Genomic DNA, 25,478 nt, shown 5'->3' with positions numbered 1-25,478 from the left:
ACACTCACGCACGATCTCTTTCAGCGGGCGATAAGAGGTCGCCGCCGATTCCAGCTCATCCCGTCGAGCAAGCTAGGCCTGTTCCTTTCCTGTATAGTTGCTATATTATGACCACATGAGACCACAGGAGAGCGGTTGTGAAAACGATGCAGGTTCGGGATGCCAAGGCAGGATTCTCGGCGCTCGTCGAGGCCGCGGAGAACGGCGAACCAACCATCATTACGAAGCATGGTAAACCAGCGGCGGCGATCGTCTCGATCGAGGACGTTCAAAAGCTATATCCCGTCAAGCGCCGGAACTTCGGGGAATTTCTTTTGACCTATCCCGGAGGGATAGGACTTGAGAGGAACGAAGCACCCTCGCGGGATGTCGATCTTTGAATGGCTATCTCATCGATACATCGATTCTATCCGCCTTCGCGCCCGGAAAGCCGGAGCTTGCAAAAGACGTTTCCACATGGATTGTAACGCAAGGCGAAAAGCAGACGCTGTTCGTACCTGTAATAGCAATCGTTGAAATCGAGAAGGGCATACGCAAGCTCGATCGTGCGGGTGCTGCAAAACGGGTGGAGAGTCTTACTGCTTGGCTCAATGATATCATCGAAGGGTTTGCTGGTCAGATTCTGGAGGTCGATACCGATATTGCGCGAAGAGCAGGCCAAATGGAGGAAGCAGCCTCTGCGCAGGGGAGAAATCCAGGCTTAGCTGACATACTCATCGGCGCCACGGCGGCAATCAAAGAGCTTACTGTGATAACAGCCAATATCCGACACTTTGAAGCGCTCGACGTGTGGTGCTGGAACATACTGCAAGACCCGCCTGCGGCCGATTAATACACTCAAGCGAGTTACAAAAAGCTCTGCGGGTCGATGTCGACCTGGACGCGCACCGAACCCCGTATCTTCGGTCCTTCGGCCAGCATGGTGCGGATGAACCCTTGCATGTCGGCGCGCCGTTCGCCCTGGATCAGCAGGCGAAAGCGATGGCGGCCGCCGATCAATGACAGCGGCGCCTCGGCCGGGCCGAGCACGAACAGGTCGGTGGCTTGCGGCGCGGCGCGACGCAGGCCACGGGCGTGCCCTTCGGCTTCGGCCCGTGTCGCCGCGCTGACGATGACGCCGGCGAGCCTGCCGAAGGGCGGCAGCCCCGCCCGCTCACGCTCGGCGATCTCGCGCTCGTAGAAGGCCTCGGCATCGCCGGAGACGATGGCGCGCATCACCGGGTGGGCAGGCTGGAAGGTCTGCAGCAGGCCGAGGCTTTTCTTGCCGGTACGGCCGGCACGGCCGGTCACCTGGCTGAGCAGTTGGAAGGTGCGCTCGGCGGCGCGCGGGTCACCATTGGCAAGACCGAGATCGGCATCGACCACACCGACCAGCGTCATATTGGGGAAATTATGGCCCTTGGCGACGAGTTGCGTGCCGATGACGATGTCGGCCTCGCCATTGGCGATGGCTTCAAGCTCGAGCCTCAGCCGGCGCACGCCGCCCATCAGGTCGGACGACAGCACGATGGTGCGGGCATCGGGGAAATGCGCGACGACCTCCTCGGCGATGCGCTCGACGCCCGGCCCGCAGGCGACGAGATGATCGAGCGTGCCGCATTCGGGGCAGGCTTCGGGCCGGCGTTCATTGTGCCCGCAATGATGGCAGACGAGCTGGCCGCGAAAGCGATGCTCGACCAGCCAGGCCGAGCAGACCGGACAGCCGAAGCGGTGGCCGCAGACGCGGCAGAGCGTCAGCGGCGCATAGCCGCGCCTGTTGAGGAACAGCAGTGACTGTTCCTTTCTTTCCAGCGTCTGCCGCATATGGCCGAGCAGCACCGGCGACAGGAAGCCGCCGCGCGCTGGCGGCGCGCGGCGCATGTCGATCGTCTTGAGATCGGGAAGTGCCGCCTCGGCAAAGCGCGCCGAAAGCACCGCCCTGCTGTAGCGGCCCTGGCTGGCATTGACCCGGCTCTCGACTGACGGTGTCGCCGAGGCGAGCACGACCGGAAAACCGCCGATATGGCCGCGTACCACGGCCATGTCGCGCGCGTTGTAAAAGACGCGATCCTCCTGCTTGTAGGCGGGGTCGTGCTCTTCGTCGACGACGATCAATCCAAGCTCCCTGAACGGCAGAAACAGCGCCGAGCGAGCGCCGGCGACGACCCGCACGCCGCCTTCCGCCACCTGCCGCCAGACCTTTTCGCGTATCCTTGGCGGCAGATCCGAGTGCCACTCTGCCGGCTTGGCGCCGAACCGCTCCTGAAAACGTTCGAGGAAAGCATGGGTCAGCGCGATCTCCGGCAGCAGGATCAGCACCTGCTTGCCGCGGTCGAGCGCGGCCGCGACCGCCTCGAAATAAACCTCCGTCTTGCCGGATCCGGTTACACCGTCGAGCAGGGTGACGCCGAATGTACCGGTCGCGACATTGGCGCGCAGCGTCTCGGCGGCATCGCTCTGGTCGGGCATCAGTGAAGGCACAGCGTAGCCGGGATCGGGTGCTGCGACCACCGGCCGCGGCGGGATCATCACCGTCTGGAATACGCCCTGCGCCCTGAGCCCGTCCACCACCGTCGACGACACACCTGCCGCATGCGCCAGGCCGGACCGCGTCCAGGCAAGGCCGCCTTCGGCCGTTTCCAGCACGCGCGTCCTCGCCTCCGTCATCCGGTCGGGCTTGGCGAAGGTGCGCTGTAGTCCTTCGATCCACGGCTCCGGGTCGAACGCCTCCGGTGCCCTGAGCAGCATGCGCGCCACCATGCCGGGCGGCGACAGCGTGTACTGCGCCACCCAATCGACAAAACGCCGCATCGCGCGGTCTATTGGCGGGCAGTCGAAAACCTGCTCGATCGGCCGCAATTTCTTCGCGTCGACCTTTTCGACGGCGCCGTCCCAGACGATGCCGGCGACCTGGCGGGGCCCAAGCGGAACGCGCACGATCGAGCCCGGCACCACGCGCATGCCAGCCGGCACGGAATAGGTGTAGGGGCGCTCGGCGGGCATCGGCACCAGCACCGGTGCGGCCGCGACAAAGGGCGAATCTTCGATCATGAGGCGTGACCTTGCCCCGACTTTGGTCTAGATCAAAGTCCGACCCCAAATGTGCATGACGTGCACATGAAAAATCTTCAGGAGACCGCCATGAAATTTTTTGTCGACACCGCCGATGTCAAGGAAATCCGCGAGCTGAACGATTTGGGGCTGCTCGACGGCGTAACCACCAATCCGTCGCTGATCCTGAAATCCGGCGGCAAGATCGCCGACGTTACAAGAGAGATCTGCGAGATCGTCAAGGGCCCCGTCTCGGCCGAAGTCGTCGCCACCGAATACAAGGATATGATGGCGGAGGCCAAGATCCTGGCCAGGATCGCCGACAATGTCTGCATCAAGGTGCCGCTGACGCTCGACGGCCTGAGAGCCTGCAAGGACATCCGGTCGGACGGCCGCATGGTCAACGTCACGCTGTGCTTCTCGGCCACCCAGGCGCTGCTCGCCGCCAAGGCCGGCGCCTCCTTCATCTCGCCCTTCGTCGGCCGCATAGACGACAGCGGCTGGGACGGCATGGAACTGATTGCCGATATCCGCACCATCTACGACAATTATGACTTCCAGACCGAAATCCTGACCGCTTCGGTGCGCACCGTGAACCATGTCAAGCAGGCGGCACTGATCGGCGCCGACGTCATCACCGCGCCGCCTGCGACGCTCAAGGCGCTGGTCAAGCACCCGCTGACCGACAAGGGCCTGGAGCTGTTCCTCGCCGACTGGGCAAAGACCGGGCAGAAGATCGGCTGAAGCGACTATCCTGCGAACAAAAAAGGCCGAGCAATCGGCCTTTTTTGCAGATTGCGCACTCTGAAAAGACCTAACTTGCCGCCGGCTTGCCGTGCTTGATCAGATCCTGGGCGATCGACAGCCGCAGCACATCTGCCAGTTCGCGCGCCGCACGGTTCTCGGCGTCGATCTGCGCCCGGTATGACGCGAATTCCTGGCGCGGCCTGTCGTATGACGACGGAATCGAGCGCTTGCCCCTCGCTATGACCGTGCCCGTCTTGGCATCGCTGAGCACATAGTTGGCGGTCAGCGTCACAGTGCCGGCGGTCGGCTCGTCCTCGTCGGTCGTGACCTGCTCGATTGCCGCCGATTCGACGAGTTCGGAGACGCCGAGATCAAGCGAATAGACCGGCGAAGCCGGCTCGCCAGCGCCCTGGCCGAGCGCGAAGATCAAATTGTTGCGGACCTGCTGGGCGTAGCGGGTCTTGACCGGCTTGACCGAGATCGATGCCAGCTCGGCAGCAGCGCCGACCTGCGAGCCGGCGACCAGCGGCGCGCTCGAATAGAGCGGCCGCACCGTGCAGGCGGAAACCAGCGCCACCGACGCGAGCAGCCCGCAAAGCACGACACGGCGCAGCGTCAGCTCTGTCTTTCGCGGCTCAGGCAACGACATTGACGATCCTCTGCGGCACGATGATCACCTTGCGCGGCGCCTTACCTTCGAGCGCTCTCTGCACGAAGTCGAGAGCCAGAACCGCTTTTTCGACCGCACCTTGGTCCGCGTCGCGGGCAATTGTCAAATCGCCGCGCTTCTTGCCGTTGACCTGGACCGGCAGCACGATCTCGGCGTCGACGACAAGCGAGGGATCGTAGTCCGGCCAGGGCCGTTCGGCGACAAGGTCGGTGCCGCCGAGCGTCTGCCAGCACTCTTCGGCCAGATGCGGCATGACCGGCGCGATCAGGTGCACCAGGATCTCGACGGCCTCACGGCAGGCCGCTTGCAGCGCCGGACCGGCCTTGCCCTCTGCCGCCTCGTTGAGCGGCACGGTCAAGGCATTGGCTAGCTCGTAGATGCGGGCGATGGCGCGGTTGAAGGCGAGCTTTTCAATATCCTCGCCGACCGATTTCAGGATCTTGTGCGCGGTCTTGGACACTGTCCCGGCCTCGCCGTCCTTCGCCGCCTCTGGCCGAACTCCGGCAAGCGATTCGGCAGCCGTCGCCACCAGGCGCCAGATGCGCTGGATGAAGCGATGCGCGCCGGCCGCGCCCTCGTCGGTCCATTCGACATCGCGCTCGGGCGGCGAGTCCGACAGCATGAACCAGCGCGCCGTATCGGCGCCGTAGCCGTCGGTGATCTCTTCCGGACTCACCGTATTCTTCTTCGACTTCGACATTTTTTCGAGCGGACCGATCACCGCCTCTTCGCCGGTGGCGATTTCGAAGGCGCGGCGCTTGCCGTCGGCGTCTTCCAGCCTGACCTCGCTTGGCGCAAGCCAGCGGCCGTTCGAGGCGCCACCAACCCGATAGGTCTCGTGCACCACCATGCCTTGCGTGAACAGGCCCCTGAACGGCTCGGCGAGATCGACATGGCCGGTCTCGCGCATGGCGCGGGTGAAAAAGCGCGAATAGAGCAAATGCAGGATCGCGTGCTCGATACCGCCAATATACTGGTCGACCGGCAGCCATTCAGTCGCCGCCTTGGGATCGGTCGGATCGTTTGCCCAGGGCGCGGTGAAGCGCGCGAAATACCACGAAGAATCGACGAACGTGTCCATCGTGTCGGTTTCGCGCCGCGCGTCCTTGCCGCAGCGCGGGCATTTGACGTGCCGCCATGTCGGATGCCGATCGAGCGGATTGCCCGGCCGGTCGAACTCGATATCGTCCGGCAGCTTGACCGGCAGGTCGGCTTTCGGCACCGGCACCACGCCGCAATCCTCGCAATGGATCATCGGGATCGGGCAGCCCCAATAGCGCTGGCGCGAAATGCCCCAGTCGCGCAGGCGGAAGTTCACCTTGCGCTCTGCCATCGGCCGGTTGCCGATGGTCTTTTGTTCGAGCAGCTTCGCCACCTCGTCGAATGCCTGATCCGGCTTCATGCCGTCGAGGAAGCGCGAATTGATCATCGCGCCATCATCGACGTAAGCCTCGTCGATGACCTGGAAGCTTCCTTGATTCTCGCCTTCCGGCATCACCACCGGAATGACCGGAAGGCCGTATCTGTTGGCGAAGTCGAGGTCGCGCTGGTCATGTGCCGGGCAGCCGAAGATGGCGCCGGTGCCATAGTCCATCAGCACGAAATTGGCGACGTAGACGGGCAGCGTCCACCTCTCGTCGAACGGATGGACGACGCGAATGCCGGTATCGAAACCCTTCTTCTCGGCCGTCTCCAAGGCCGCCGCCGAAGTGCCCATATGGCGGACCTCGTCGATGAACTTTGCCAGCGCCGGATTGTCTTCGCCGGCCTTTTTGGCCAGCGGATGATCGGCCGCAATCGCCATGAAGGAGGCGCCGAAGATGGTGTCGGGCCTGGTCGTGTAGACTTCGAGCTCATGCTCGCCGGCGACTGGCTTGGCCAGCGGCCAGCGGATCAGCAGCCCTTCTGAACGGCCGATCCAGTTCGCCTGCATCAGCTTCACTTTTTCCGGCCAGTCGTCGAGTTGATCGAGCGAATCCAGCAGGTCCTGCGCATAATCGGTGATCTTGAAGAACCACTGCGTCAGCTCGCGCTGTTCCACCAGCGCGCCCGAGCGCCAGCCGCGTCCGTCGATGACCTGCTCGTTGGCAAGCACCGTCATGTCCTCCGGATCCCAGTTGACCTTGGAGGATTTGCGCGTCACCAGCCCCTTCTCGACGAAATCGAGGAACAGCATCTGCTGTCGGTGATAGTAGTCGACATCGCAGGTGGCGAACTCGCGCGCCCAATCGAGCGACAGGCCCATGACCTTGAGCTGCTCGCGCATGGCGGCAATGTTCTGATAGGTCCAGTCCTTGGGATGGACCTTGTTCTGCATCGCCGCGTTTTCGGCTGGCATGCCAAAGGCATCCCAGCCCATCGGGTGCAGCACGTTGAAACCCTTCGCCCGCTTGTAGCGCGCCACCACGTCGCCCATCGTATAGTTGCGGGTATGGCCGATATGGATGCGCCCCGAAGGATAGGGGAACATCTCCAGCACGTAGTATTTCGGGCGCGGGTCGTCATTGTCGGCTTCGAACAGCTTCTTGGCGTCCCAGGCCTTCTGCCATTTGGGCTCTGACGCGCGCGGATTGTATCGTTCGGTTGCCATCGGGTGTTTTTCACTTAAAAGCATGCACGAGCCGCCGGACAAATGCCCGGGCGGCTCAGGAAATGTCGTCGCGGTGTTCACCATGGATTGCCGGACCCGTCAACTGCGGCGATCCGGCGAAAAAGCCAAACACAGGCAGGATATAGGCATGGCGAGCGCCGTCGAACAGCTTTTCACGGTCAAGGCAAGGATCGCTGCCGCCGAACGCGAGGCAGGACGCGAGGCCGGAGCGGTGACGCTGGTCGCGGTATCGAAGACCTTCGATGCCGCCGATATCCGCCCCGTCATCGAGGCCGGCCAGCGCGTCTTCGGCGAAAACCGCGTCCAGGAAGCACAAGCCAAATGGCCGGTGCTGAAGGAGGCGTTTCCCGACATCGAGCTGCATCTGATCGGTCCGCTGCAATCGAACAAGGCCAAGGAAGCGGTGGCGCTGTTCGACGTCATCGAAACCGTCGACCGTGAAAAGATTGCCGCAGAGCTGGCCAAGGAGATCGCCAGGCAAGGCCGGTCACCAAGGCTGTATGTCCAGGTCAACACGGGCTCGGAGCCGCAAAAGGCCGGCATCGAGCCGCGCGAGGCGGTCGCCTTCGTCGCTCGCTGCCGCGATGTCCATGGCCTCGCCGTCGAGGGGCTAATGTGCATTCCGCCGGCCGACGAGAACCCCGGTCCGCATTTCGCGCTGCTGGAAAAGCTTGGGCTTGAGGCCGGCGTCGACAAGCTCTCCATGGGCATGTCCAGCGACTACGAAACCGCGATCGCCTTCGGCGCGACCAGTGTCAGAGTTGGATCGGCGATTTTCGGCGCCAGATGAGGCGCAGCCGGCCTTAGGCCACAGACTGACATTGACTAAGCCAACTTATAGAAACGGAACGTTTCGTTCCTATATGGGTCGAGTTATTCTCAACCCGTCTGGAGCCACCATGCGTTACAATCAACTTGGAAATACGGGGATGTTCGTCTCCGAACTTTGCCTCGGCACGATGACGTTCGGCGCGGCCGGCGAGAATGCCCAATGGGGCCTGATCGCCAGCCTCGACCAGAAGGGCGTCGACAAGATCGTCGCCCGCTCGCTCGCCGCCGGCGTCAATTTCTTCGACACGGCGGATGTCTATTCCTTCGGCGCCTCGGAACGGCTTCTCGGCCAGTCGCTCAGGAACCTTGGCGTCAACCGGCAGGACGTGATCATCGCCACCAAGGTTCATGGCACCATGGGCGCGGGCCCGAACCAGCGCGGTTCCTCGCGCGGCCACATCATGGATTCGGTCGAGAGCAGCCTCGAGCGGCTACAGCTCGATCACATCGATCTCTACCAGCTGCACGGCACTGACACGGTGACGCCGATCGACGAAACGCTGCGGGCGCTCGACGACCTGGTTGCCGCCGGCAAGGTCCGCTATGTCGGCGTCTCTAACTGGCAGGCCTGGCGCATTGCCAAGGCGCTGGGTATTGCCGAGCGCAAGGGCTTTGCCCGCTTCGAGACCGTGCAGTCGTATTATTCGATCGCCGGCCGCGATCTGGAGCGCGAGATCGTGCCGCTGCTCAACGAGGAGAAGCTCGGGCTGATGGTCTGGTCGCCGATGGCGGGCGGTTTGCTCTCCGGCAAATACGGACCGGGTGCCCCCGGCAATGGCGAGGGCCGCCGCGCCAGCTTCAATTTCCCGCCGGTCAACGAGGACCGGGCCTGGGCAGCGGTCGCCGTCATGCGCGAGATCGCCGCCAAGCACGGCGTCAGCGTCGCCACGGTGGCGCTCGGCTATGTCCTGGCCAAGCCATTCGTGATGAGCGTCATCATCGGCGCCAGCCGCATGGAGCAGCTGGAACAGAACCTTGCAGCCACCGAGTTGCAGCTCGATGCCGATGATCTTGTTCGCCTCGACGAAGTCAGTGCCCTGCCCGCCGAATACCCCGGCTGGATGCTGGAGCGTCAGGCGGCCGGCCGGCGTCCGGCGCCCTTTGTGCCGAAAACGTAACTCAATCTCACCTTAGATTCGATGCTTCGGGAGCCGGCAGGCTCCCGATTTTTTTGGGCTCAGGTCAGCCGGACGGTCTCGACCAAAAAGTCCAAAAACGCCCGCACCCGCGCCGGCAGATGCTTGCCTTGGCCGACATAGACGGCGTGGGTGAGTTCCTCGTCGCCGGGGTTGAACTCTTCCAGCAGCGGCAGCAGCCGGCCGGCCGCAAGGTCGGCCTCCACATGCCAGCGTGCCAGCCGGGCGATGCCCGCCCCAGAGAGCGCCATCAGCCGCATCGCTTCGCCGTCGCTGACCAGCGTATTTCCGATGATCGACAGGGTAGTCGGCTTGCCGGCCGCGTCGATAAAAGGCCAGCCCTCGAGGTGACGTATGAAACGGAAGCCCATGCGGTTGTGACGATCGAGATCGGCGGGCGTCTTGGGCGTACCACGCGCCTCGAGATACGATGGCGCTGCAACGACGACCACCCGGCTCTGCCCGAGCTTGCGCGCCACCAGCCGTGATTCGCCGAGCGGCCCGGCGCGGATGGCGACGTCAGCGCGCTCCTCCATCAGGTCGATGACATCGTCGGTCAACACCAGATCGACCGAGATTTCGGGGTAGCGCTCTAGGAAACGCGGCAAAAGCGAGATCAGCCGATGTTGCCCGAAAGGCACGTAGCTGTTGATCCGCAGCCGGCCACGCGGCGCGGCACCCGCCGCCGCCTCGCGCTCGGCCGCTGCCATGTCGGCCAGGATGCGCACGCCGCTGTCGAAGAACGCCGCGCCCTCTGGCGTCAGTTGCAACTTGCGCGTGGAACGGCTGACCAGCCGCGCGCCAAGCCGCGCCTCCAGCCGCGCGATCAGCTTGCTCACCGCCGACGGCGTCATCCGCAACGCGCGGGCAGCGGCCGAAAAGCTGCCCGCCTCGACGACGCGGACGAACACTTCGATCTCGCCGGAGCGATTGATGTCGGGCCTAGCCATTGTGAATCTATTTCACAGACGATGTGCCCGGCGCAAGGCTGGTTCACAGCACACCGCGGCACGATCTTCGGCATCGGCGCGTGGGAGGACACGGCGCCCGTCGTCAAAACTGGTCGTCATCGAAGTGGGAACCGCCATGCCCCTTGCTCTTTACGCTCTTGCCGCCGGTGCCTTCGGCATCGGCGTCACCGAATTCGTCATCATGGGCCTGCTGCTCGACGTCAGCACCGATCTCGGCGTCTCGATCTCGGCTGCCGGCCAGCTGATTTCCGGCTATGCGCTCGGCGTTGTCATCGGCGCGCCGCTGCTGACAATCGCAACCGGCCGTTGGCCACGCAAAACCGTGCTTCTGGCGCTGATGGCGATCTTCACGCTGGGCAACCTCGCTTGCGCGCTTGCCCCAGACTATTGGACGCTGATGGGTGCGCGCGTGCTCACCGCCTTCGCCCACGGCACCTTCTTCGGCGTCGGCTCGGTCGTCGCGACCGGGCTGGTGGCGCCCAACAAGAAAGCTTCGGCGATCGCCCTGATGTTCACCGGCCTGACCATCGCCAACATCCTCGGCGTGCCCTTCGGCACATGGCTCGGCCAGGCCTTCGGCTGGCGCGCGACCTTCTGGGCGGTGACCCTGGTCGGTATCGCCGCCTTCGCCATCATTCTCCTGCTGGTGCCGCGCAGCCGAACAGAGCCTGAGAAGAGCAATTTGCGCGCCGATCTCACCGTGCTCGGCCGCACGCCCGTCCTGCTTGGCTTTGCCACCACCGTGCTTGGCTATGCCGGCGTCTTCGCCGTCTTCACCTACATCGCCCCGTTGCTGACCGAGATCACCGGTTTTGAGGAAGCAGCGGTGTCGCCGATCCTGCTGGTCTTCGGCGGCGGCCTCATCGCCGGCAACCTCGCCGGCGGCAAGGTCGCCGACCGCTGGCTGGTACCTTCCGTTCTCGGTAGTCTCGTCGTGCTGGCGCTGGTGCTCGGCACCATGACCTTCGCCCTGCACAGCCAGGTCATGGCCGTCATCTATGTCGGTCTGCTCGGCGCTGCCGCCTTCGCCACCGTCGCGCCGCTGCAGATGTGGGTACTGGAAAAGGCACAAGGCGCCGGCCAGAGTCTAGCTTCATCCTTCAACATCGCCGCCTTCAACCTCGGCAATGCGGCCGGCGCCTGGCTCGGCGGCGTGGTCATCGCCCATGGTCCCGGCCTCGGTGCCGTCACCTGGGTCGCGGCCCTGTTGCCGCTTTCAGCGCTTGCCGTGGCGGCGTTTGCACTGCGCCTCGACAGAGACCCCGTCCTCGCCACACCGGAAATCGCGCGGTCTTAGAACGGCAAACGTCAACCAATCCAAACCTCAACCAATCTTCGAAACAGCCATCCTTCCACAAGGAGCAAAACCCATGGATTATCGAAATCTTGGCGCATCAGGCCTGAAGGTCCCGGCGCTCTCGTTCGGGGCTGGAACCTTCGGCGGTTCAGGCCCGCTGTTCGGCGCCTGGGGCAACAGCGATGCGACGGAAGCGCGGCGGCTGGTCGACATCTGCCTTGAGGCCGGCGTCAACCTGTTCGACACTGCCGATGTCTATTCGAATGGCGCTTCCGAACAAGTGCTCGGCGCTGCCATCGAGGGCCGCCGCGACGCCGTGCTGATCTCGACCAAGACCTCGCTGCCGATGGGCGACGGTCCCAACGATGCCGGCTCGTCGCGTTCACGCCTGATCAAGGCAGTCGAAGACGCTCTGAGGCGTCTTGGCACCGACTACATCGACCTGCTGCAACTGCACGCTTTCGACGCCGCAACACCGATCGAGGAGGTGCTGTCGACGCTGGACAGTCTCGTGCGCGCCGGCAAGCTGCGTTATGTCGGCGTCTCCAATTTTTCCGGCTGGCAAGTGATGAAGTCGCTCGGCCTGGCGGACAGATACGGCTATCCCCGATACGTCGCCCATCAGGTCTATTACTCGCTGGTCGGGCGCGATTATGAATGGGAGTTGATGCCGCTCGGCCTCGACCAGGGTGTCGGTGCGCTGGTGTGGAGCCCGCTCGGCTGGGGCCGCCTGACAGGCAAGATCCGCCGTGGCCAGAAGCTGCCTGAGAAAAGCCGGCTGCACGATACCGCAAGCTTCGGACCGCCCGTCGAGGACGACCATCTCTATCGGGTGATCGACACGCTTGATGTTATCGCCGAGGAAACCGGCAAGACCATACCGCAGATCGCCATCAATTGGCTGCTGCAGCGGCCGACGGTCGCCTCCGTCATCATCGGCGCGCGCAACGAGGAGCAGTTGCGCCAGAATCTCGGCGCCGTCGGCTGGTCGTTGACAGCCGAGCAGATGAAGAAGCTCGACACGGCAAGTGAGGTCACCGCACCCTACCCGTATTTTCCCTACCGCCGGCAGGAGGGATTTGCCCGGCTGAACCCGCCCGCAGTCTGACGCTCCAAAAGCCGGGCGGCGGCTCCCAGCCTGCCGCCCGCCCGGCTAATGCAGCACGAACTCGCCGTCGACCTTGCGCCATTCGTTCGGCGCGATCAGCTTCTGGTGCGTGTAGCTGACCGAATGCAGCGGACCTTCGAGCTTGGCCTTCCAGAACTCGATGAAGCGGATCAGCACCGGAAATTTCGGGGCGATGTCGTAATCCTGCCAGATGAAGCTCTGCAGCAGATGCGGATGATCGGGAAAGTGATAAAGAATCTTGGCCGTGGTCAAGCCATAGCCCTTGAGCATCAGGTCCATTTCGGAATGGTCGCGCATTGCGGTCCCCTGGTTGATTCTCCTTCCTCCCAGGCTGAAATTGTGCACCCCATTTGCTTAATCGTCTATTGATATTTCTATGATCGAACCAGATTCCTCCCGCAAAAACATGCGCTTAGCAGCCGCCTCACGAGAGTGCTGACACCGCCTGGGTAAGGCACCTGCGGCATCCCGCCGCGCGAATCCAACGTCTAATGTTGCCGTCGCGGCCGAACTGTTAATAATGCGCGCGAATTCGCGGCCGCATCGCTGCGATCCTGCCGGCGGTCAAGCCGGCGGTTTGGTTTTGGGGAGGAAGGCGAAGAAATGTCCGATGTTCATGTCCATCGCGTCCAGCCGGCGTGGAAGAAGAACGCGCTGATTGACAGTGACACCTACCTGAAATGGTACGCCGACAGCGTCAAGAACCCGGACAAGTTCTGGGGCAAGCACGGCAAGCGCATCGACTGGTTCAAGCCCTACAGCAAGGTCAAGAACACGTCCTTCGACGGCAAGGTTTCGATCAAATGGTTCGAGGATGGCCAGACCAACGTTTCCTGGAACTGCATCGACCGGCATCTGAACAAGCGCGGCGAACAGACCGCCATCATCTGGGAAGGTGACAATCCCTACGACGACAGGAAGATCACCTATAACGAGCTTCACGCGCATGTCTGCCGCCTCGCCAATGTGATGAAGAAGCACGGCGTCAAGAAGGGCGACCGCGTCACCATCTACATGCCGATGATCCCGGAGGCCGCTTATGCGATGCTCGCCTGCACGCGCATCGGCGCCATCCATTCGGTCGTCTTCGGCGGCTTTTCGCCGGACGCGCTGGCCGGACGCATCGACGACTGCAAGTCGACCTTCGTCATCACCGCCGACGAAGGCCTGCGCGGCGGCAAGTCGATCCCGTTGAAGGACAACACCGACAAGGCGATCGAGATCGCCGCCAAGGCCGGAACGAAAGTCGAAAAGGTCTTGGTAGTACGCCGCACCGGCGGCAAGACCGGCTGGGCCGCCGGGCGCGACGTCTGGTACCATGACGAGGTCGCCACGGTTAAGGCCGAATGCAAGCCCGAGAAGATGAACGCCGAGGACCCGTTGTTCATCCTCTACACATCCGGCTCGACCGGCAAGCCGAAGGGCGTGCTGCACACCACGGCCGGCTATCTCGTTTATGTCTCGATGACCCACCAATATGTCTTCGACTATCATGACGGCGATATCTACTGGTGCACCGCCGATGTCGGCTGGGTCACCGGCCACAGCTACATCGTCTACGGGCCGCTCGCCAACGGCGCCACCACGCTGATGTTCGAGGGCGTGCCGAACTACCCGTCGCAGTCGCGTTTCTGGGACGTGATCGACAAGCACAAGGTCAACATCTTCTACACCGCGCCGACGGCGCTGCGCGCGCTAATGGGCGCCGGCGATGCCCATGTCACCAAAACGTCGCGCAAGTCGCTGCGCGTGCTCGGCACCGTCGGCGAGCCGATCAATCCGGAAGCCTGGGAGTGGTATTTCAACGTCGTCGGCAACGGCAAGGTGCCGATCGTCGACACCTGGTGGCAGACCGAGACCGGCGGCATCATGATCACGCCGGTTCCGGGCGCCACCCATCTCAAGGCGGGTTCGGCGACGCGGCCCTTCTTTGGCGTCAAGCCGCAGCTGGTCGATGCCGACGGCAAGGTGCTGGAAGGCGAAGCCAGCGGCAATCTTTGTATTGCCGACTCATGGCCGGGCCAGATGCGCACCGTCTATGGCGATCACGACCGCTTCGTGCAGACCTATTTCTCGACCTACAGGGGCAGGTACTTCACCGGCGACGGCTGCCGCCGCGATGCTGACGGCTACTACTGGATCACCGGCCGCGTCGACGACGTCATCAACGTCTCCGGCCACCGCATGGGCACCGCCGAGGTCGAATCGGCGCTGGTTTCCCATGAGAAGGTCTCGGAGGCCGCCGTCGTCGGCTACCCGCACGATATCAAGGGCCAGGGCATTTACTGCTATGTCACGCTGATGGCCGGCGAGACGCCAAGCGAGGAACTGCGCCAGGAGCTCGTCGCCCATGTCCGCAAGGAGATCGGCGCCATCGCTTCGCCTGACAAGATCCAGTTCGCGCCCGGCCTGCCGAAGACCCGTTCCGGCAAGATCATGCGGCGCATCCTGCGCAAGATCGCCGAGGACGATTTTGCCACGCTCGGCGATACCTCGACGCTGGCCGATCCGGCGGTCGTTGACGACCTGATCGCCAACCGGCAAAACAAGAAGGGCTGATGCAACCCACATTAGGCGCCGTCACCGAGCTTTGGCGCTATCCCGCGAGCTCGCTCGCCGGCGAGTTTCAGGAGACGATCTCCGTCGACTGGTACACCGTCGAAGGCGACCGCCTGTTTGGCCTTGTCGATACCTCGACCGACGAAATCGCACGGCCCGACCGCGAAGCGAAATGGCACAAGGTGCCCCGCATCCGCACCCGGCTGTCGCAGGCCGGCAGACTGGAGGTCACCGTCCCCGACGGACGCTGGCTTTCGGCACCTGGCGCGCAAAGTGATCGCGCCATTTCCGCCTATCTCGGCTTTGCGGCTTCCATCCGGCCGTTCCGCCGGGAAAATGCGGCTCCGGATTACGCTGGCCCTCTGCTGACGGAACGCTACGTCAAAGCCCCTATTCATCTGCTGACCGCCGCCTCACTGGCGCGTTTGAAAGCGCTGCACCCAAAGGGCACCGCCGACGCGCGCCGCTTCCGCCCCAACATCGTCGTCGATATGCCGGAGGTCGAGGGATCGTTCCCCGAGACGGAATGGATCGGCCGCAAGCTGGCAATCGGCGACCTGCTGCTGACCATCTCCGAACCATGCCGCCGCTGCGGCTTCACCATAATCGCCCAGGACGGCTTCGACCACGATCCGGCAATCCTGCGCAGCCTGGTCCGCCACAACGCGCATAATATGGGCGTCTACTGCACCGTCGACCGGCCAGCCCGTGTTGAAATCGGCGCGCCGATGCGGTTCGTGTAATTACCGGTACAAATCCGCGCGTGTCGGCGGCAGGCCGCTCGGCCCACGCGCGCGCCTGGTGGCGACGGTCTGGAAAACCTGCGCCGATGCACGTTCGAAGGTAATCGAGCAGCCGGTGAGATAAAGCAGCCAGAGCCGCGCCTTGGCTTCGCCGACCTCGGCGATGGCTTCGTCGAAGCGTGCGTGGAGGCGCTCGGCCCACAGCCTGCAGGTGCGCGCATAGTGCTCGCGCAAGTTTTCGACGTCGTAGACGAGGAAGCCGTGCGCCTCGAGATTGCCGAGCGTCATGCCGATCGTATCGAGCTCGCCGCCCGGAAAAATGTATTTGATCAGCGCCTTGAATTCCGGCCCCTTGCGCAGCGTCTTCTTCATGTTGCCCTTGTCGCGCCGGGTGATGGCGTGGTGCAGATAGATGCCGCCCGGTTTGAGCAGGCGATGGATCCTCGAGAAATAGGCCGCATGGTTGGCAAGCCCCAGATGCTCGAACATGCCGATCGACGAGATCTTGTCGAAGGAGCCGGACAGCTCGGCATAGGACTTTATCTCGATGGTGATGCGGTCCTCCAGCCCCTCGGCGCGGATGCGTTCGCGGGCGAGCTCGGTCTGTGCCTCCGACAGCGAAACGCCGTGGCCGACGACGCCATAATTCTTCACCGCGTGGATGAGCATCGCTCCCCAGCCGCAGCCGATGTCGAGCAATCTGTCGCCGGGCTTCAGCCGAAGCTTGCGGCAGATATGGTCGAGCTTGTCTCTCTGGGCCTGATCGATATCGTTGGCAAAATCCTTGAAGTAGCCGCAGCTATAGACCATGCGCTCGTCGAGGAAGAGCCGGTAGAATGCGTTGGAAATGTCGTAGTGATGCTGGATCGCCTCCTTGCTCGAACCGCTGACGTAAGGATTGCGGCCGGAAAGATCGGTTCGCGCCGTCATCTGTTTTCGCGAAAACAGCACCGCCGGCAGGTCGCGCAGGATCGCCAGCTTCGGCAATGTCTTGAGCTTTGCCCTGAGCTTGCCGTGCGTGGGCAAGGCGTAGAAATCGAACAGCGATCCGTCTTCGACGTCGACCGCCTTGGCAATCCACATCTCGATCAGCGTCGATAAAGAAGGGCGGCGTACGATCTGCCAGACGATGTCCTGGTCGTTGATAGTCAGCACCGGGCCGGTAGCCGGGCCGATCCGCTCGCCTGTCCACAGCCTCACCGCGAAACCCGGCTTCAGCGTTTCGATGACCGTCCGAACAATCCGGGCCGCTCTCTCGGCTGCCTCCATCCCCGTCCTCCCTTACCCGGCAAAATAGTGGCCCGGAACAATAGCGGCTCGATCTTGCCTGCCCGATCGGCCGGCCGCAAGCCGCCCGGGTGCACAAGCACGCTTGTTCAGGATTTTCGAGTGCCGCGCCTTGCCATTTTCCGGATGACACCCCATCATGAGGGAGTGTTCAACAAATCGAAAGGAGGTGATCCGATGTCGAGTGATTTCGTTTTCCAGAACGTGGCCTCAGCGGATCGCACTTTCGGGAAGCAGTCTTCCCGTTAAGGCGCGAGATGCGCGGCTGGCGACCAGGGTCGCCGCCAGGAGCCGCGCCATGGACGGAAACACGGAAGGCCGCCGGCTTCGTGAGAAGCGGCGGCCTTTTCCTTTTTGGGCTGTTTGTCCTCTATTTGGTTACGGTCAACATCTCGACGTTGCGCGCTATATCCTGGAAAGCCTGGTTGAGTTCCGTTCCATTGGCCGCCTGATAAAAGTGCTTGATCTTGGCGGTGTCCGGGCTCGCGCAATCCTGGAGCGTCGCCTTGGCATTCGTTTCGTTTAGGTCAAACCCAATGGTGAAGACCTCGATGCCCTTGTCGCGCATGGCAGCGCAAAGTGTCTTGGCTGCCGTGCGAGTCGGCTCCTTGCCGGCGTCATTGTAGACGTCGCTCACCGTGCTCGCATCGAAGTAGGACAGATTGAATTCGCCATCGGTCATCAGGATCGCGATCTTGGCAACCTTCTTTGGATCCATCTTGGCCGGCCGTTCCGAGGCTTTCATCACACTGCCCCAGTTCTCCGAAAGCATGTACCAGCTCCACTGCACGCCGATATGGCCGGCAGTGCCGCCCGATGCGACAAAGGTCTTGATGACGTTCTTGAGCGCCGTGGCGTCCGCCGTCAGCGGTTTCAACGCGGCGGCAGGGCAGGCAGCCGTGCCGGTCTGCCAGGCGAAGGATGACAGCAGGTAGTCGCGATTGACCATGCTGACGTCGGGGCCCGCATCCGAATACTGATAGGTCCCCTTGCGCTCGGTGGCACAATTGTCCGGACGCACAAAGCCGGAGACATACTGTACGGCGCCATTGCCGGGCGCCTGTTTGCGTTGACTGGCGGTGGTTTCCACATAGACGCTGCTGGCGGCAAGTGTACCGGCGTTCACCGAATTGGCATAAGGCACGATGGCAACCCGCACACGCGGCTTGGAGGGGTCCTGGCCGCCCAGGAAGCTGTCGACAGCATTCGCTGCAGCCGTCCGCAGATCGATGATTTTCTGGCCGGCCATCGACCCGGTCACATCGAGCATCATTGCGACTTCGACCTGCTTGTCCGAATAGAGCGCCGTCGTCGACGCGGGGACGCGTTGCATGCCACTCGTGCCGAAAAGCGGGAAGTAGTAGCTGACATTGACATGGACGTCCGCCTGGACCGTGTTGGCGGTCCGGTCGACGGTCAGTTTGTCGAGGACGATCTGGTTGTCCTGCAGGATACCCGCCGTGCTGTTGGCATCGAGAAAGGCCTGCACCGATTTGCTGGCGTCGGCCTCGCTGATAACGCCGGTTGTCAGGTCGCGGGCCGTCGAGGTGACCGCTGCATCGACGACGCCTTGCAGGCTCGATTTCACGTTGTAGAGTTGCGACACGTTGACGGCAAAGCCGACACTCAGTGCCAGCACTGCGCCGATTATCCCAAACAGCACCGCGAAATTTCCGCTGCGATCTCCGGCAAAGCCGCCGATCGCCTGAACAAGACTCCCGAAACGCCGCATTCCTACCGCCTCCATTCGCTACAGCCTGCAGCTGTCCGAACGCGCATTGCAGGAATCCGGCCGGATAGCGCCGCCGGGCGCGGGAAGGTAGGCGGCTACCGCTCAGGCCATTGTTTCCAAACGGTTTCGAGCGACGACAAGGTAAACAGCGAGTAAACGAAAGGCGCTTTGTTCACAAAGCGCTTACCAAGATTCGGGCTTGCGATTCGAGACGGCTGGACTGCGTCCCAATCCGGTACAGACGAGATGTATCGAACAGGATCAGTGCTACCGCGGTGACGGCAGGTGGAAATCCGGACTGCGAATGTGTCCGAAGATCAGGCCAGCATCCGTGCGCTGACGGTCTTGTCGACGCCACGATAAGGCGGCTTGAACAGATTGCCTTCCTGCTCGTGCGTCCAGACCTTGAACAGGCTGAGCCGATGCGGGCCGAAACTGTGCAGCAGCGGCACGTCGGTGGCGTCGCGGCCGCGGGCGATGACGACGCGGCCGATCCTCGGCACATTGTGGCGAGGATCGAAAGTGTACCATCTGCCGTCGAGGAACACTTCCACCCACGCCGAGAAATCCATCGGCGCCGGATCGGCGGGCACGCCGATATCGCCGAGATAGCCGTTGACGTAGCGGGTGGGGATATTCATGCAGCGGCAGAGCGTGATCGCCAGATGGGCAAAGTCGCGGCAGACGCCGACGCGCTCCTCATGCGCTTGCGCCGCCGTGCGGGTCGAGCGCGCATAACCGTAGCCGAAGGACAGCCGGTTGTGGACATAGTCGACGATCGCCTGCACCCGTGCCCAGCCCGGCGGAAGCTGGCCGAACAGTTGCCATGCCAAGTCGCCGAGATGGTCGGTCTCGCAGTAACGGCTGCCGAGCAGATAGCCGAGCACATCGTCCGGCAATTCGGCGACCGGGATTTCCCTGGCCAGCGTGTTGACCTCGTCCGGCTCGCCGCTGTCCTCGACCACCGCGTCATAGAGGATGCGAAAGCTTCCGGCTGGCGCCGTGAAGCGGCGGCAGCTATTGCCGAAAAGATCGTGGTAGACCCTGGTTGGAACCGACGGCGAGGTCAGCACGCGCGTCTGCCGCTTGATGTCGGCCTGGCGATCCCTGTGGATCTCGAGCAGCGAAACAATCGGCGTGGCTGCAGCGCATTCAATGGCAATTTCATAGCCGAGTCTAATCAGCATCGCCGTCCCCCTACGATCGTCATGGAAGATAGTGCTGGTCAACGCAGGAGAGTGCGCGGCGGTTCCTTGCGAACGTCGAAAACGACGCCTCGCGGCTTCCCATCCGGACGCGGCAACGTTACGGTCGATCGACACGCGTCTTTCGAAATAATCCCTCCAAGATGACCCCGGGAAAACCGATGTTCGCAGGCAGAAAATTCGCCGCCTTCCTGTTCGATATGGACGGCACGATTCTCAATTCGATTGCCGCGGCGGAAAGGGTCTGGGCAGCTTGGGCGCATCGGCAAGGTCTTGACGTCGCCGCATTCCTGCCGACTATCCACGGCGTGCGGGCGATCGAGACCATCGGCCGGCTGGCGCTCCCGGGCGTCGATCCTGCGCGCGAAGCCGATTCGCTTTTGCAGGCCGAGGCGGCCGATGTCGAGGGCATTCGCCCGATTGCTGGCGCCGCGGCGTTCCTGGCGTTGCTGCCGCCTGGAAGCTGGGCGATCGCCACCTCGGCACCGCGCGAACTCGCCCTGCTGCGGCTGCAGGCCGCCGGCATTCCGGCTCCCGCCGTGATCGTTGCGGCGGAGGACGTCTCCCGCGGCAAGCCGGCACCCGACTGCTTCCGGCTGGCGGCCGAACGGCTTGGCGTCGATGTGCGCGACTGCCTCGTCTTCGAGGACGCGCCGGCAGGCATAGCGGCAGCCGAAGCCGCGGGCGCTGCAATCATGGTGATCAGCGCCACGCACCGGCATCCGTTGGAGACGCCGCATGCCGCTATCGCCGGCTATGACGCGATCGGCATCGCTGTCGATGCCAGCGGCTGGATTGCCATCGAAGCGGAGCGGACGGCGCAGCCTGCGTAGTTTGGCGCCCCTGCCTGGGCTAAAAGTCGCTGGTCAGGCCCTTTACCTCCCAGTCGCCGTAGCGGCCGGGCTCCTTGCCGCCGCGCCCGCCGATCTCTCTCGGATGTGCGGCTTCCTTCTCGCGATATTTCTCCCGCCGGGCCTCGGCCTCGGCCAAGGCACGCCGGGCTGCTGGCCTCAGCGCCTTTTGCGGCTCGCCGTTAGCATTCGTTATGCTGGTTTCGTCGATCATGCGATCTTCCGCTAGATTGAAACAGGCCCCCGATTGAAACGGGAACCGCTGTTTCCCATCATATAGCGATGGGCCCACAAGGATCGACCCCTTTGTTGGGCCAGAACGGAGCAGATGATGAACACCCTTCGCACCGCCATGCTTTTGGCCGCAATGACGGCCCTGTTCATGGGTGTCGGCTATCTGGTCGGCGGGTCCGGCGGCATGATGATTGCCTTGCTGATCGCCGCAGGCACCAATTTGTTCAGCTATTGGAACGCCGACAAGATGGTGCTGTCGATGCATCGTGCGATCGAGGTCGACGAAAGCAACGCGCCTGAATATTACGCCATCGTGAAGGGTCTGGCGCAACGTGCCGGCCTGCCGATGCCGAGAACCTATCTCATCGACAATCCGCAGCCCAATGCCTTCGCAACCGGCCGCAATCCGCAAAATGCCGCTGTCGCCGCCAGCACCGGCCTGCTCGAGCAGCTCTCGCATGAAGAAGTCGCGGCGGTGATGGCGCATGAGCTCGCCCATGTGCAGCACCGCGATACGCTGACCATGACGATCGTCGCCACGTTTGCCGGCGCAATTTCGATGCTCGGCAATTTCGCCTTCTTTTTCGGCGGCAACCGCGACAACAACAATTCCTTCGGTATCGTCGGCGTGCTGGTGGCGATGATCGTCGCGCCCCTGGCCGCCATGATCGTGCAGATGGCGGTGAGCCGCACCCGCGAATACGAGGCAGACCGGCGCGGTGCCGAAATTTGCGGACACCCGCTGTGGCTCGCCTCGGCACTTGACAAGATCGCGCGGGGCGCCGAACGCATCCGCAACCCCGATGCCGAGCGCAATCCGGCAACCGCCCATCTCTTCATCATCAATCCTCTTTCCGGCGAGCGCATGGACAGTTTGTTTTCCACTCACCCGAGCACAGAAAACCGCATTGCCGCATTGCAGAGGATGGCGAGCGAGATGGCCGGCGCATCCGAAGCGGCCGCAACGCCAAGGCCGGCGCCGGAAGGGACCGGGCAGCAGCCGTCGGGTCCGTGGGAAAGGACCGCCCGGCCCGAAGGGCCAGCCGAGCCGGCCAAGCCGAGACCCAATCCCTGGGGACGCAATCCGACCGGCCCCAAAGGTCCGTGGTCGTGAGTTCAGCGAAGCGCAGGCACGGAATTTCAGGCGATCGTGAACACAATTCGGGCAGCGAGGCCGTAGCCGGTCTCGCCGCGCGCAAGGCAGCCGCGCGCCTGCTTGCCGCCGTCATTGACGCGAAAACGCCACTCGACGGGCTGACCGACCACGAGAACGGCCATCCGCAATACAAGGCGCTAGACCTGCGCGACCGCGCCCTGGTGCGCGCCATTCTGGTCACCGCCCTGCGCTACCGCATGACCATATCAGGCCTTTTGGCCCGCCGCCTGGAAAAGCCGCTGCCGCCCAATGCCACGGCGCTTTCGCACATCCTGCATGTGGCGGCGGCGCAGATCCTGTTCCTCGATGTTCCCGACAGCGCCGCCGTCGACCTCGCCGTCACCCATGCCAAGTCCGATCCGCGCACGGCGCGCTTTTCCGGTCTCGTCAACGGCGTGCTGCGCACGCTGGCGCGGGCCAAGCAGGAAGAGCTCGCGGCCGCGCTTGCCGCCACCGACGAGGCGCCAAAATGGTTTTCCGACCGTTTGAAAACGGTCTACGGCCTCGACAAGGCCAGGCAGATACTGCTCGCCCATCGCCATGAGGCGCCGGTCGATTTCTCGGTCAACTCGGACCCGGCGCTGTGGGCCGAACGGCTCGGCGGCTTCGTCTTGCCGACCGGCACGGTGCGGGTCGAAAAGCTCAGCGCTTCCGTGACCGAACTGCCCGGCTTTGGGGAAGGCGCCTGGTGGGTTCAGGACGCGGCGGCCAGCCTGCCGGCCCGGCTGTTCGGCGACATCAATGGTTTGCGAATCGCCGACCTCTGTGCCGCGCCGGGCGGCAAGACCGCCCAGCTGATCCTCGCCGGCGCCCATGTCACCGCGCTCGACATGTCCAAAACGCGGCTGGCACGGCTGACGCAGAACCTCGAACGGCTCGGTCTGGCCGCCGAGATCGTCCAGGCCGATCTGCTCAAATACGAGCCGAAAGACCTCTTCGACGCCGTCCTCCTCGACGCACCTTGCTCTTCGACCGGCACGGTGCGGCGGCATCCCGACGTCCCCTGGACGAAGACGGCGGCCGACGTCGAAAAACTGGCCGACCTGCAACGCCGGCTGCTTGCCCGCGCCGTCACCCTGGTCAAGCCTGGCGGTCGCATCGTCTTTTCCAACTGTTCGCTCGATCCGCTGGAAGGCGAAGAGCTCTATCGCGACTTTCTCGCCGGCAATGCGGAGATTGTCGACGACCCGCTTCGGCCGGGTGAGATCGCCGGCATCGACCCGTTCCTGACGCCGCAAGGCACGTTGCGCACCACGCCTGCCGATCTGGAGCTAGGCTCGCCGGGCCGCTCCGGGTTGGACGGCTTCTTTGCCGCCCGCATGCGCAGAGCCGGCTAAGGGCCGATCTTGAAGCGCCGTCCGGCTTCTTGGGGCGAGGAGGCATGGAAAACAGGCTGAACGGCCCCACTGCCGCGGAATTCGCCTTCGCACAAGTTCTTGAATCATATAAACTTGTGCTTGGGTGAGGACGATCAGGAGGGGTTTTGGCAATCGCTGCCGGTAACACGACGCGTCTGTGGACGCTTGTCGCGAGGGAGTTCTGGCGCAAGACGCGCCGGCGCTTGCGCGCCGGGCCACTCTATCGCTGGCGCTACTCCGGCCGCACGCCGGAGCGCGTCCTGATTGCCCCGCCGGACCTGCGCCTCGCCGATCCTCAGATAGCGCTCGAGATCTATTACGGCCGCTATCCGCTTTCGGGGCATCTGGTCGAGACCGGTGGCAAATCGCCCTTCCAGATCGACGTGCCCAATCCCGGCTGGCAAAAAACGCTGCATGGCTTTCGCTGGCTGCGCCATATGCGTGCCGCGGGTACCGAGCTCGCCGCCGCCAACGCGCGGGCGTTGGTTTCCGACTGGATTGCAATCCATGGCAGCTATATTTCCGGCGTCGCCTGGGAGCCGGGCACGACGGCCAAGCGCGTCATTGCCTGGCTGCAGCATTCCTCGATCGTGTTGCAGGGCGCCGAATTTCCGTTCTACCGCGCCTTCCTGAAATCGCTCGCCGTCCAGATCCGCTACCTACGCGCCATGGTGCGCGAGATGCCGGATGGCAAGGACAGGCTGCGCGCGCGCATTGCGCTGGCCTTTGCCGCTTTGTCGCTGCCGGCGCCGGCCTCGGCGCTGCGCGGTGCCACACGCAATCTCGCCGAGGAGCTCGACCGCCAGATCCTGCCTGACGGCGGCCATATCTCGCGCAATCCGATGACCGTGCTTGAAATCCTCGCCGACCTTCTGCCGTTGCGCCAGACCTACGCCAATCAGGCCGAGACGCCGCCGGCCGCCCTGATCGGCGCCATCGACCGGATGCTGCCGGCACTGCGCTTCTTTCGCCATCAGGATGGCAGCCTTGCCCGCTTCAACGGCATGGGCGCCACTATTCACGACCGTATCGCCAGCATCCTGCATCACGACGACACCGCCGGCGCACCGTTGCTGCACGCGCCGCATTCGGGTTACGAGCGCCTGTCGATGGGTGGTGCCACGGTGATCGCCGATAGCGGCCCGCCGCCGCCCGTCGACGTATCCAATGCCGCTCACGCCGGATGCCTCGCCTTCGAATTGTCGTCGGGCCGCCAGCACTATATCGTCAACGCCGGCATAGACACTTACGGCGCCGCCGAGTTCCGGCCGCTTGCCCGCGCCACCGCCGCCCACTCGACCGCCACCATCAACGACACCTCGTCAGCGCGCTTCAACCATTCCTTGCGCGTCAACGACCTGCTCGGCACGCCTTTGATCGGCGGGCCGCAGCATGTGCCTTGCAAGCGTACCGACCAGAAGGGCAGCCAGGGCTTCATCGCCCGCCATGACGGCTATGTGGCGCGCTTCGGCTTCCTGCATGAGCGCGAGCTGAAATTATCGACCGAAGGCAATGTGCTTGCCGGCAGGGACCGCTTCCTCCGCCCGGGCGGCGCTTCTATCCGCAACAATGGCCGTGATTTCGTCACGGTGCGTTTCCATGTCCATCCCGATATAAACCTGCTCCAGGATGAGCATGACCGTCTGGTGCTGGCCGCCGACCATGCCGACACCTGGGTGTTTACCTCTACCGAAGTGGCGCCCGAGGTCGAGGAATCGATCTATTTCGCCGGACTCGGCGGCCCACGCCGCAGCCGCCAGATCGTGCTTGCCTTCAAGGCCTCGGAAATTTCCGAGGTCCACTGGCAATTGACGCGCACCATCATCGCCGGCCGTCCGGAAAAAGCTGAAGCCGGTGGCAACGGCAGACACTGATCAAGCCTTGCGGCTTGATTTCCGGGCCTCATATGCTACGGCCCGCGGACGCTCTCC

General features: G+C 63.5%; 22 protein-coding genes. 13 read left to right on the top strand and 9 right to left on the bottom strand.

The features are described 5' to 3' along the window. Positions 1–137 precede the first annotated feature (137 nt). Together AC0L2Y_RS18395 and AC0L2Y_RS18390 are read left to right on the top strand one after the other, a co-directional pair. A complete protein-coding gene (locus AC0L2Y_RS18395; protein WP_473558412.1) occupies positions 138–380 on the top strand; it encodes a type II toxin-antitoxin system Phd/YefM family antitoxin in 243 nt (80 codons plus the stop codon). Then, positions 377–832 (top strand): PIN domain-containing protein, encoded by a 456-nt coding sequence (locus AC0L2Y_RS18390; RefSeq protein ID WP_473558410.1) that lies wholly within the window; start codon positions 377–379, stop codon positions 830–832. Before AC0L2Y_RS18395 ends, AC0L2Y_RS18390 begins: the two co-directional genes overlap by 4 nt. A gap of 14 nt (positions 833–846) precedes the next feature. On the opposite strand, the gene AC0L2Y_RS18385 is transcribed toward AC0L2Y_RS18390, so the two are convergent. Beyond that, positions 847–3,030, bottom strand: a complete 2,184-nt coding sequence (locus AC0L2Y_RS18385; protein WP_473558408.1) for a primosomal protein N' — start codon at positions 3,028–3,030, stop codon at positions 847–849. A 90-nt stretch (positions 3,031–3,120) separates the two neighbouring features. On the opposite strand from AC0L2Y_RS18385, the gene fsa reads away from it, so the two are divergent. Beyond that, positions 3,121–3,774, top strand: coding sequence for a fructose-6-phosphate aldolase (gene fsa, locus AC0L2Y_RS18380; RefSeq protein WP_023678103.1), 654 nt, complete (start codon positions 3,121–3,123; stop codon positions 3,772–3,774). Positions 3,775–3,844: 70 nt separating this feature from the next. Here fsa and AC0L2Y_RS18375 read toward each other — a convergent pair whose 3' ends face one another. Next, entirely contained in the window at positions 3,845–4,426 is a 582-nt protein-coding gene (locus AC0L2Y_RS18375) for an LPS assembly lipoprotein LptE (protein WP_352489176.1), read from the bottom strand. Continuing rightward, positions 4,413–7,037 (bottom strand): leucine--tRNA ligase, encoded by a 2,625-nt coding sequence (gene leuS, locus AC0L2Y_RS18370; protein WP_473558406.1) that lies wholly within the window; start codon positions 7,035–7,037, stop codon positions 4,413–4,415. The genes AC0L2Y_RS18375 and leuS overlap by 14 nt, the downstream gene beginning before the upstream one ends. Before the next feature lie 148 nt (positions 7,038–7,185). Between leuS and AC0L2Y_RS18365 the strand changes: the two genes are divergently transcribed. Both AC0L2Y_RS18365 and AC0L2Y_RS18360 read left to right on the top strand, forming a co-directional pair. Then, complete coding sequence (locus AC0L2Y_RS18365) at positions 7,186–7,848, top strand: YggS family pyridoxal phosphate-dependent enzyme (RefSeq protein ID WP_473558403.1); 663 nt, start codon at positions 7,186–7,188, stop codon at positions 7,846–7,848. 109 nt (positions 7,849–7,957) lie between these two features. Next, the gene (locus AC0L2Y_RS18360; protein WP_473558400.1) at positions 7,958–9,007 is read left to right on the top strand and encodes an aldo/keto reductase; all 1,050 of its coding nucleotides are present in this window, start codon (positions 7,958–7,960) and stop codon (positions 9,005–9,007) included. Positions 9,008–9,066: 59 nt separating this feature from the next. Here the strand turns inward: AC0L2Y_RS18360 and AC0L2Y_RS18355 are convergent, their stop codons facing one another. After that, positions 9,067–9,975, bottom strand: coding sequence for a LysR family transcriptional regulator (locus AC0L2Y_RS18355; protein ID WP_473558398.1), 909 nt, complete (start codon positions 9,973–9,975; stop codon positions 9,067–9,069). A gap of 136 nt (positions 9,976–10,111) precedes the next feature. Between AC0L2Y_RS18355 and AC0L2Y_RS18350 the strand changes: the two genes are divergently transcribed. Next, positions 10,112–11,293: an MFS transporter gene (locus tag AC0L2Y_RS18350; protein ID WP_473558395.1), complete on the top strand. Its 1,182-nt coding sequence runs from the start codon at positions 10,112–10,114 to the stop codon at positions 11,291–11,293. A 73-nt stretch (positions 11,294–11,366) separates the two neighbouring features. Beyond that, positions 11,367–12,401, top strand: coding sequence for an aldo/keto reductase (locus tag AC0L2Y_RS18345; protein ID WP_473558393.1), 1,035 nt, complete (start codon positions 11,367–11,369; stop codon positions 12,399–12,401). Between the two features lie 45 nt (positions 12,402–12,446). Here AC0L2Y_RS18345 and AC0L2Y_RS18340 read toward each other — a convergent pair whose 3' ends face one another. Then, positions 12,447–12,719 (bottom strand): usg protein, encoded by a 273-nt coding sequence (locus AC0L2Y_RS18340; RefSeq protein ID WP_023678111.1) that lies wholly within the window; start codon positions 12,717–12,719, stop codon positions 12,447–12,449. A gap of 306 nt (positions 12,720–13,025) precedes the next feature. Between AC0L2Y_RS18340 and acs the strand changes: the two genes are divergently transcribed. Then, on the top strand, positions 13,026–14,981 hold the full coding sequence (acs, locus tag AC0L2Y_RS18335; protein WP_473558390.1) for an acetate--CoA ligase: 1,956 nt from the start codon (positions 13,026–13,028) through the stop codon (positions 14,979–14,981). Beyond that, entirely contained in the window at positions 14,981–15,724 is a 744-nt protein-coding gene (locus AC0L2Y_RS18330; RefSeq protein WP_352489169.1) for an MOSC domain-containing protein, read from the top strand. The genes acs and AC0L2Y_RS18330 overlap by 1 nt, the downstream gene beginning before the upstream one ends. Here AC0L2Y_RS18330 and AC0L2Y_RS18325 read toward each other — a convergent pair whose 3' ends face one another. From AC0L2Y_RS18325 to AC0L2Y_RS18315, 3 genes are all read right to left on the bottom strand, one after another. Next, positions 15,725–16,993 (bottom strand): class I SAM-dependent methyltransferase, encoded by a 1,269-nt coding sequence (locus tag AC0L2Y_RS18325; RefSeq protein WP_473558387.1) that lies wholly within the window; start codon positions 16,991–16,993, stop codon positions 15,725–15,727. 388 nt (positions 16,994–17,381) lie between these two features. Beyond that, a complete protein-coding gene (locus AC0L2Y_RS18320; RefSeq protein ID WP_473558384.1) occupies positions 17,382–18,743 on the bottom strand; it encodes a TadE/TadG family type IV pilus assembly protein in 1,362 nt (453 codons plus the stop codon). Between the two features lie 317 nt (positions 18,744–19,060). After that, positions 19,061–19,930, bottom strand: a complete 870-nt coding sequence (locus AC0L2Y_RS18315) for a transglutaminase-like domain-containing protein (RefSeq protein WP_473558381.1) — start codon at positions 19,928–19,930, stop codon at positions 19,061–19,063. Between the two features lie 179 nt (positions 19,931–20,109). Here AC0L2Y_RS18315 and AC0L2Y_RS18310 point away from each other — a divergent pair, with 179 nt between their 5' ends. Continuing rightward, entirely contained in the window at positions 20,110–20,781 is a 672-nt protein-coding gene (locus tag AC0L2Y_RS18310) for an HAD-IA family hydrolase (RefSeq protein ID WP_352564689.1), read from the top strand. A gap of 19 nt (positions 20,782–20,800) precedes the next feature. On the opposite strand, the gene AC0L2Y_RS18305 is transcribed toward AC0L2Y_RS18310, so the two are convergent. Beyond that, positions 20,801–21,013, bottom strand: coding sequence for a DUF1674 domain-containing protein (locus AC0L2Y_RS18305; protein WP_473558378.1), 213 nt, complete (start codon positions 21,011–21,013; stop codon positions 20,801–20,803). Positions 21,014–21,130: 117 nt separating this feature from the next. On the opposite strand from AC0L2Y_RS18305, the gene htpX reads away from it, so the two are divergent. The 3 genes from htpX (at position 21,131) to AC0L2Y_RS18290 (ending at position 25,421) form a co-directional block, all read left to right on the top strand. Further along, a complete protein-coding gene (gene htpX, locus AC0L2Y_RS18300; protein ID WP_473558376.1) occupies positions 21,131–22,147 on the top strand; it encodes a zinc metalloprotease HtpX in 1,017 nt (338 codons plus the stop codon). Continuing rightward, the gene (locus AC0L2Y_RS18295) at positions 22,138–23,526 is read left to right on the top strand and encodes an RsmB/NOP family class I SAM-dependent RNA methyltransferase (RefSeq protein ID WP_473558373.1); all 1,389 of its coding nucleotides are present in this window, start codon (positions 22,138–22,140) and stop codon (positions 23,524–23,526) included. The genes htpX and AC0L2Y_RS18295 overlap by 10 nt, the downstream gene beginning before the upstream one ends. A 146-nt stretch (positions 23,527–23,672) precedes the next feature. Next, positions 23,673–25,421, top strand: a complete 1,749-nt coding sequence (locus AC0L2Y_RS18290) for a heparinase II/III family protein (RefSeq protein WP_473558370.1) — start codon at positions 23,673–23,675, stop codon at positions 25,419–25,421. Positions 25,422–25,478 lie beyond the last annotated feature (57 nt).

The sequence above is a fragment of the Mesorhizobium sp. WSM4830 genome (assembly GCF_055811495.1).
This window is presented reverse-complemented; position numbering and strand designations above follow the sequence as displayed.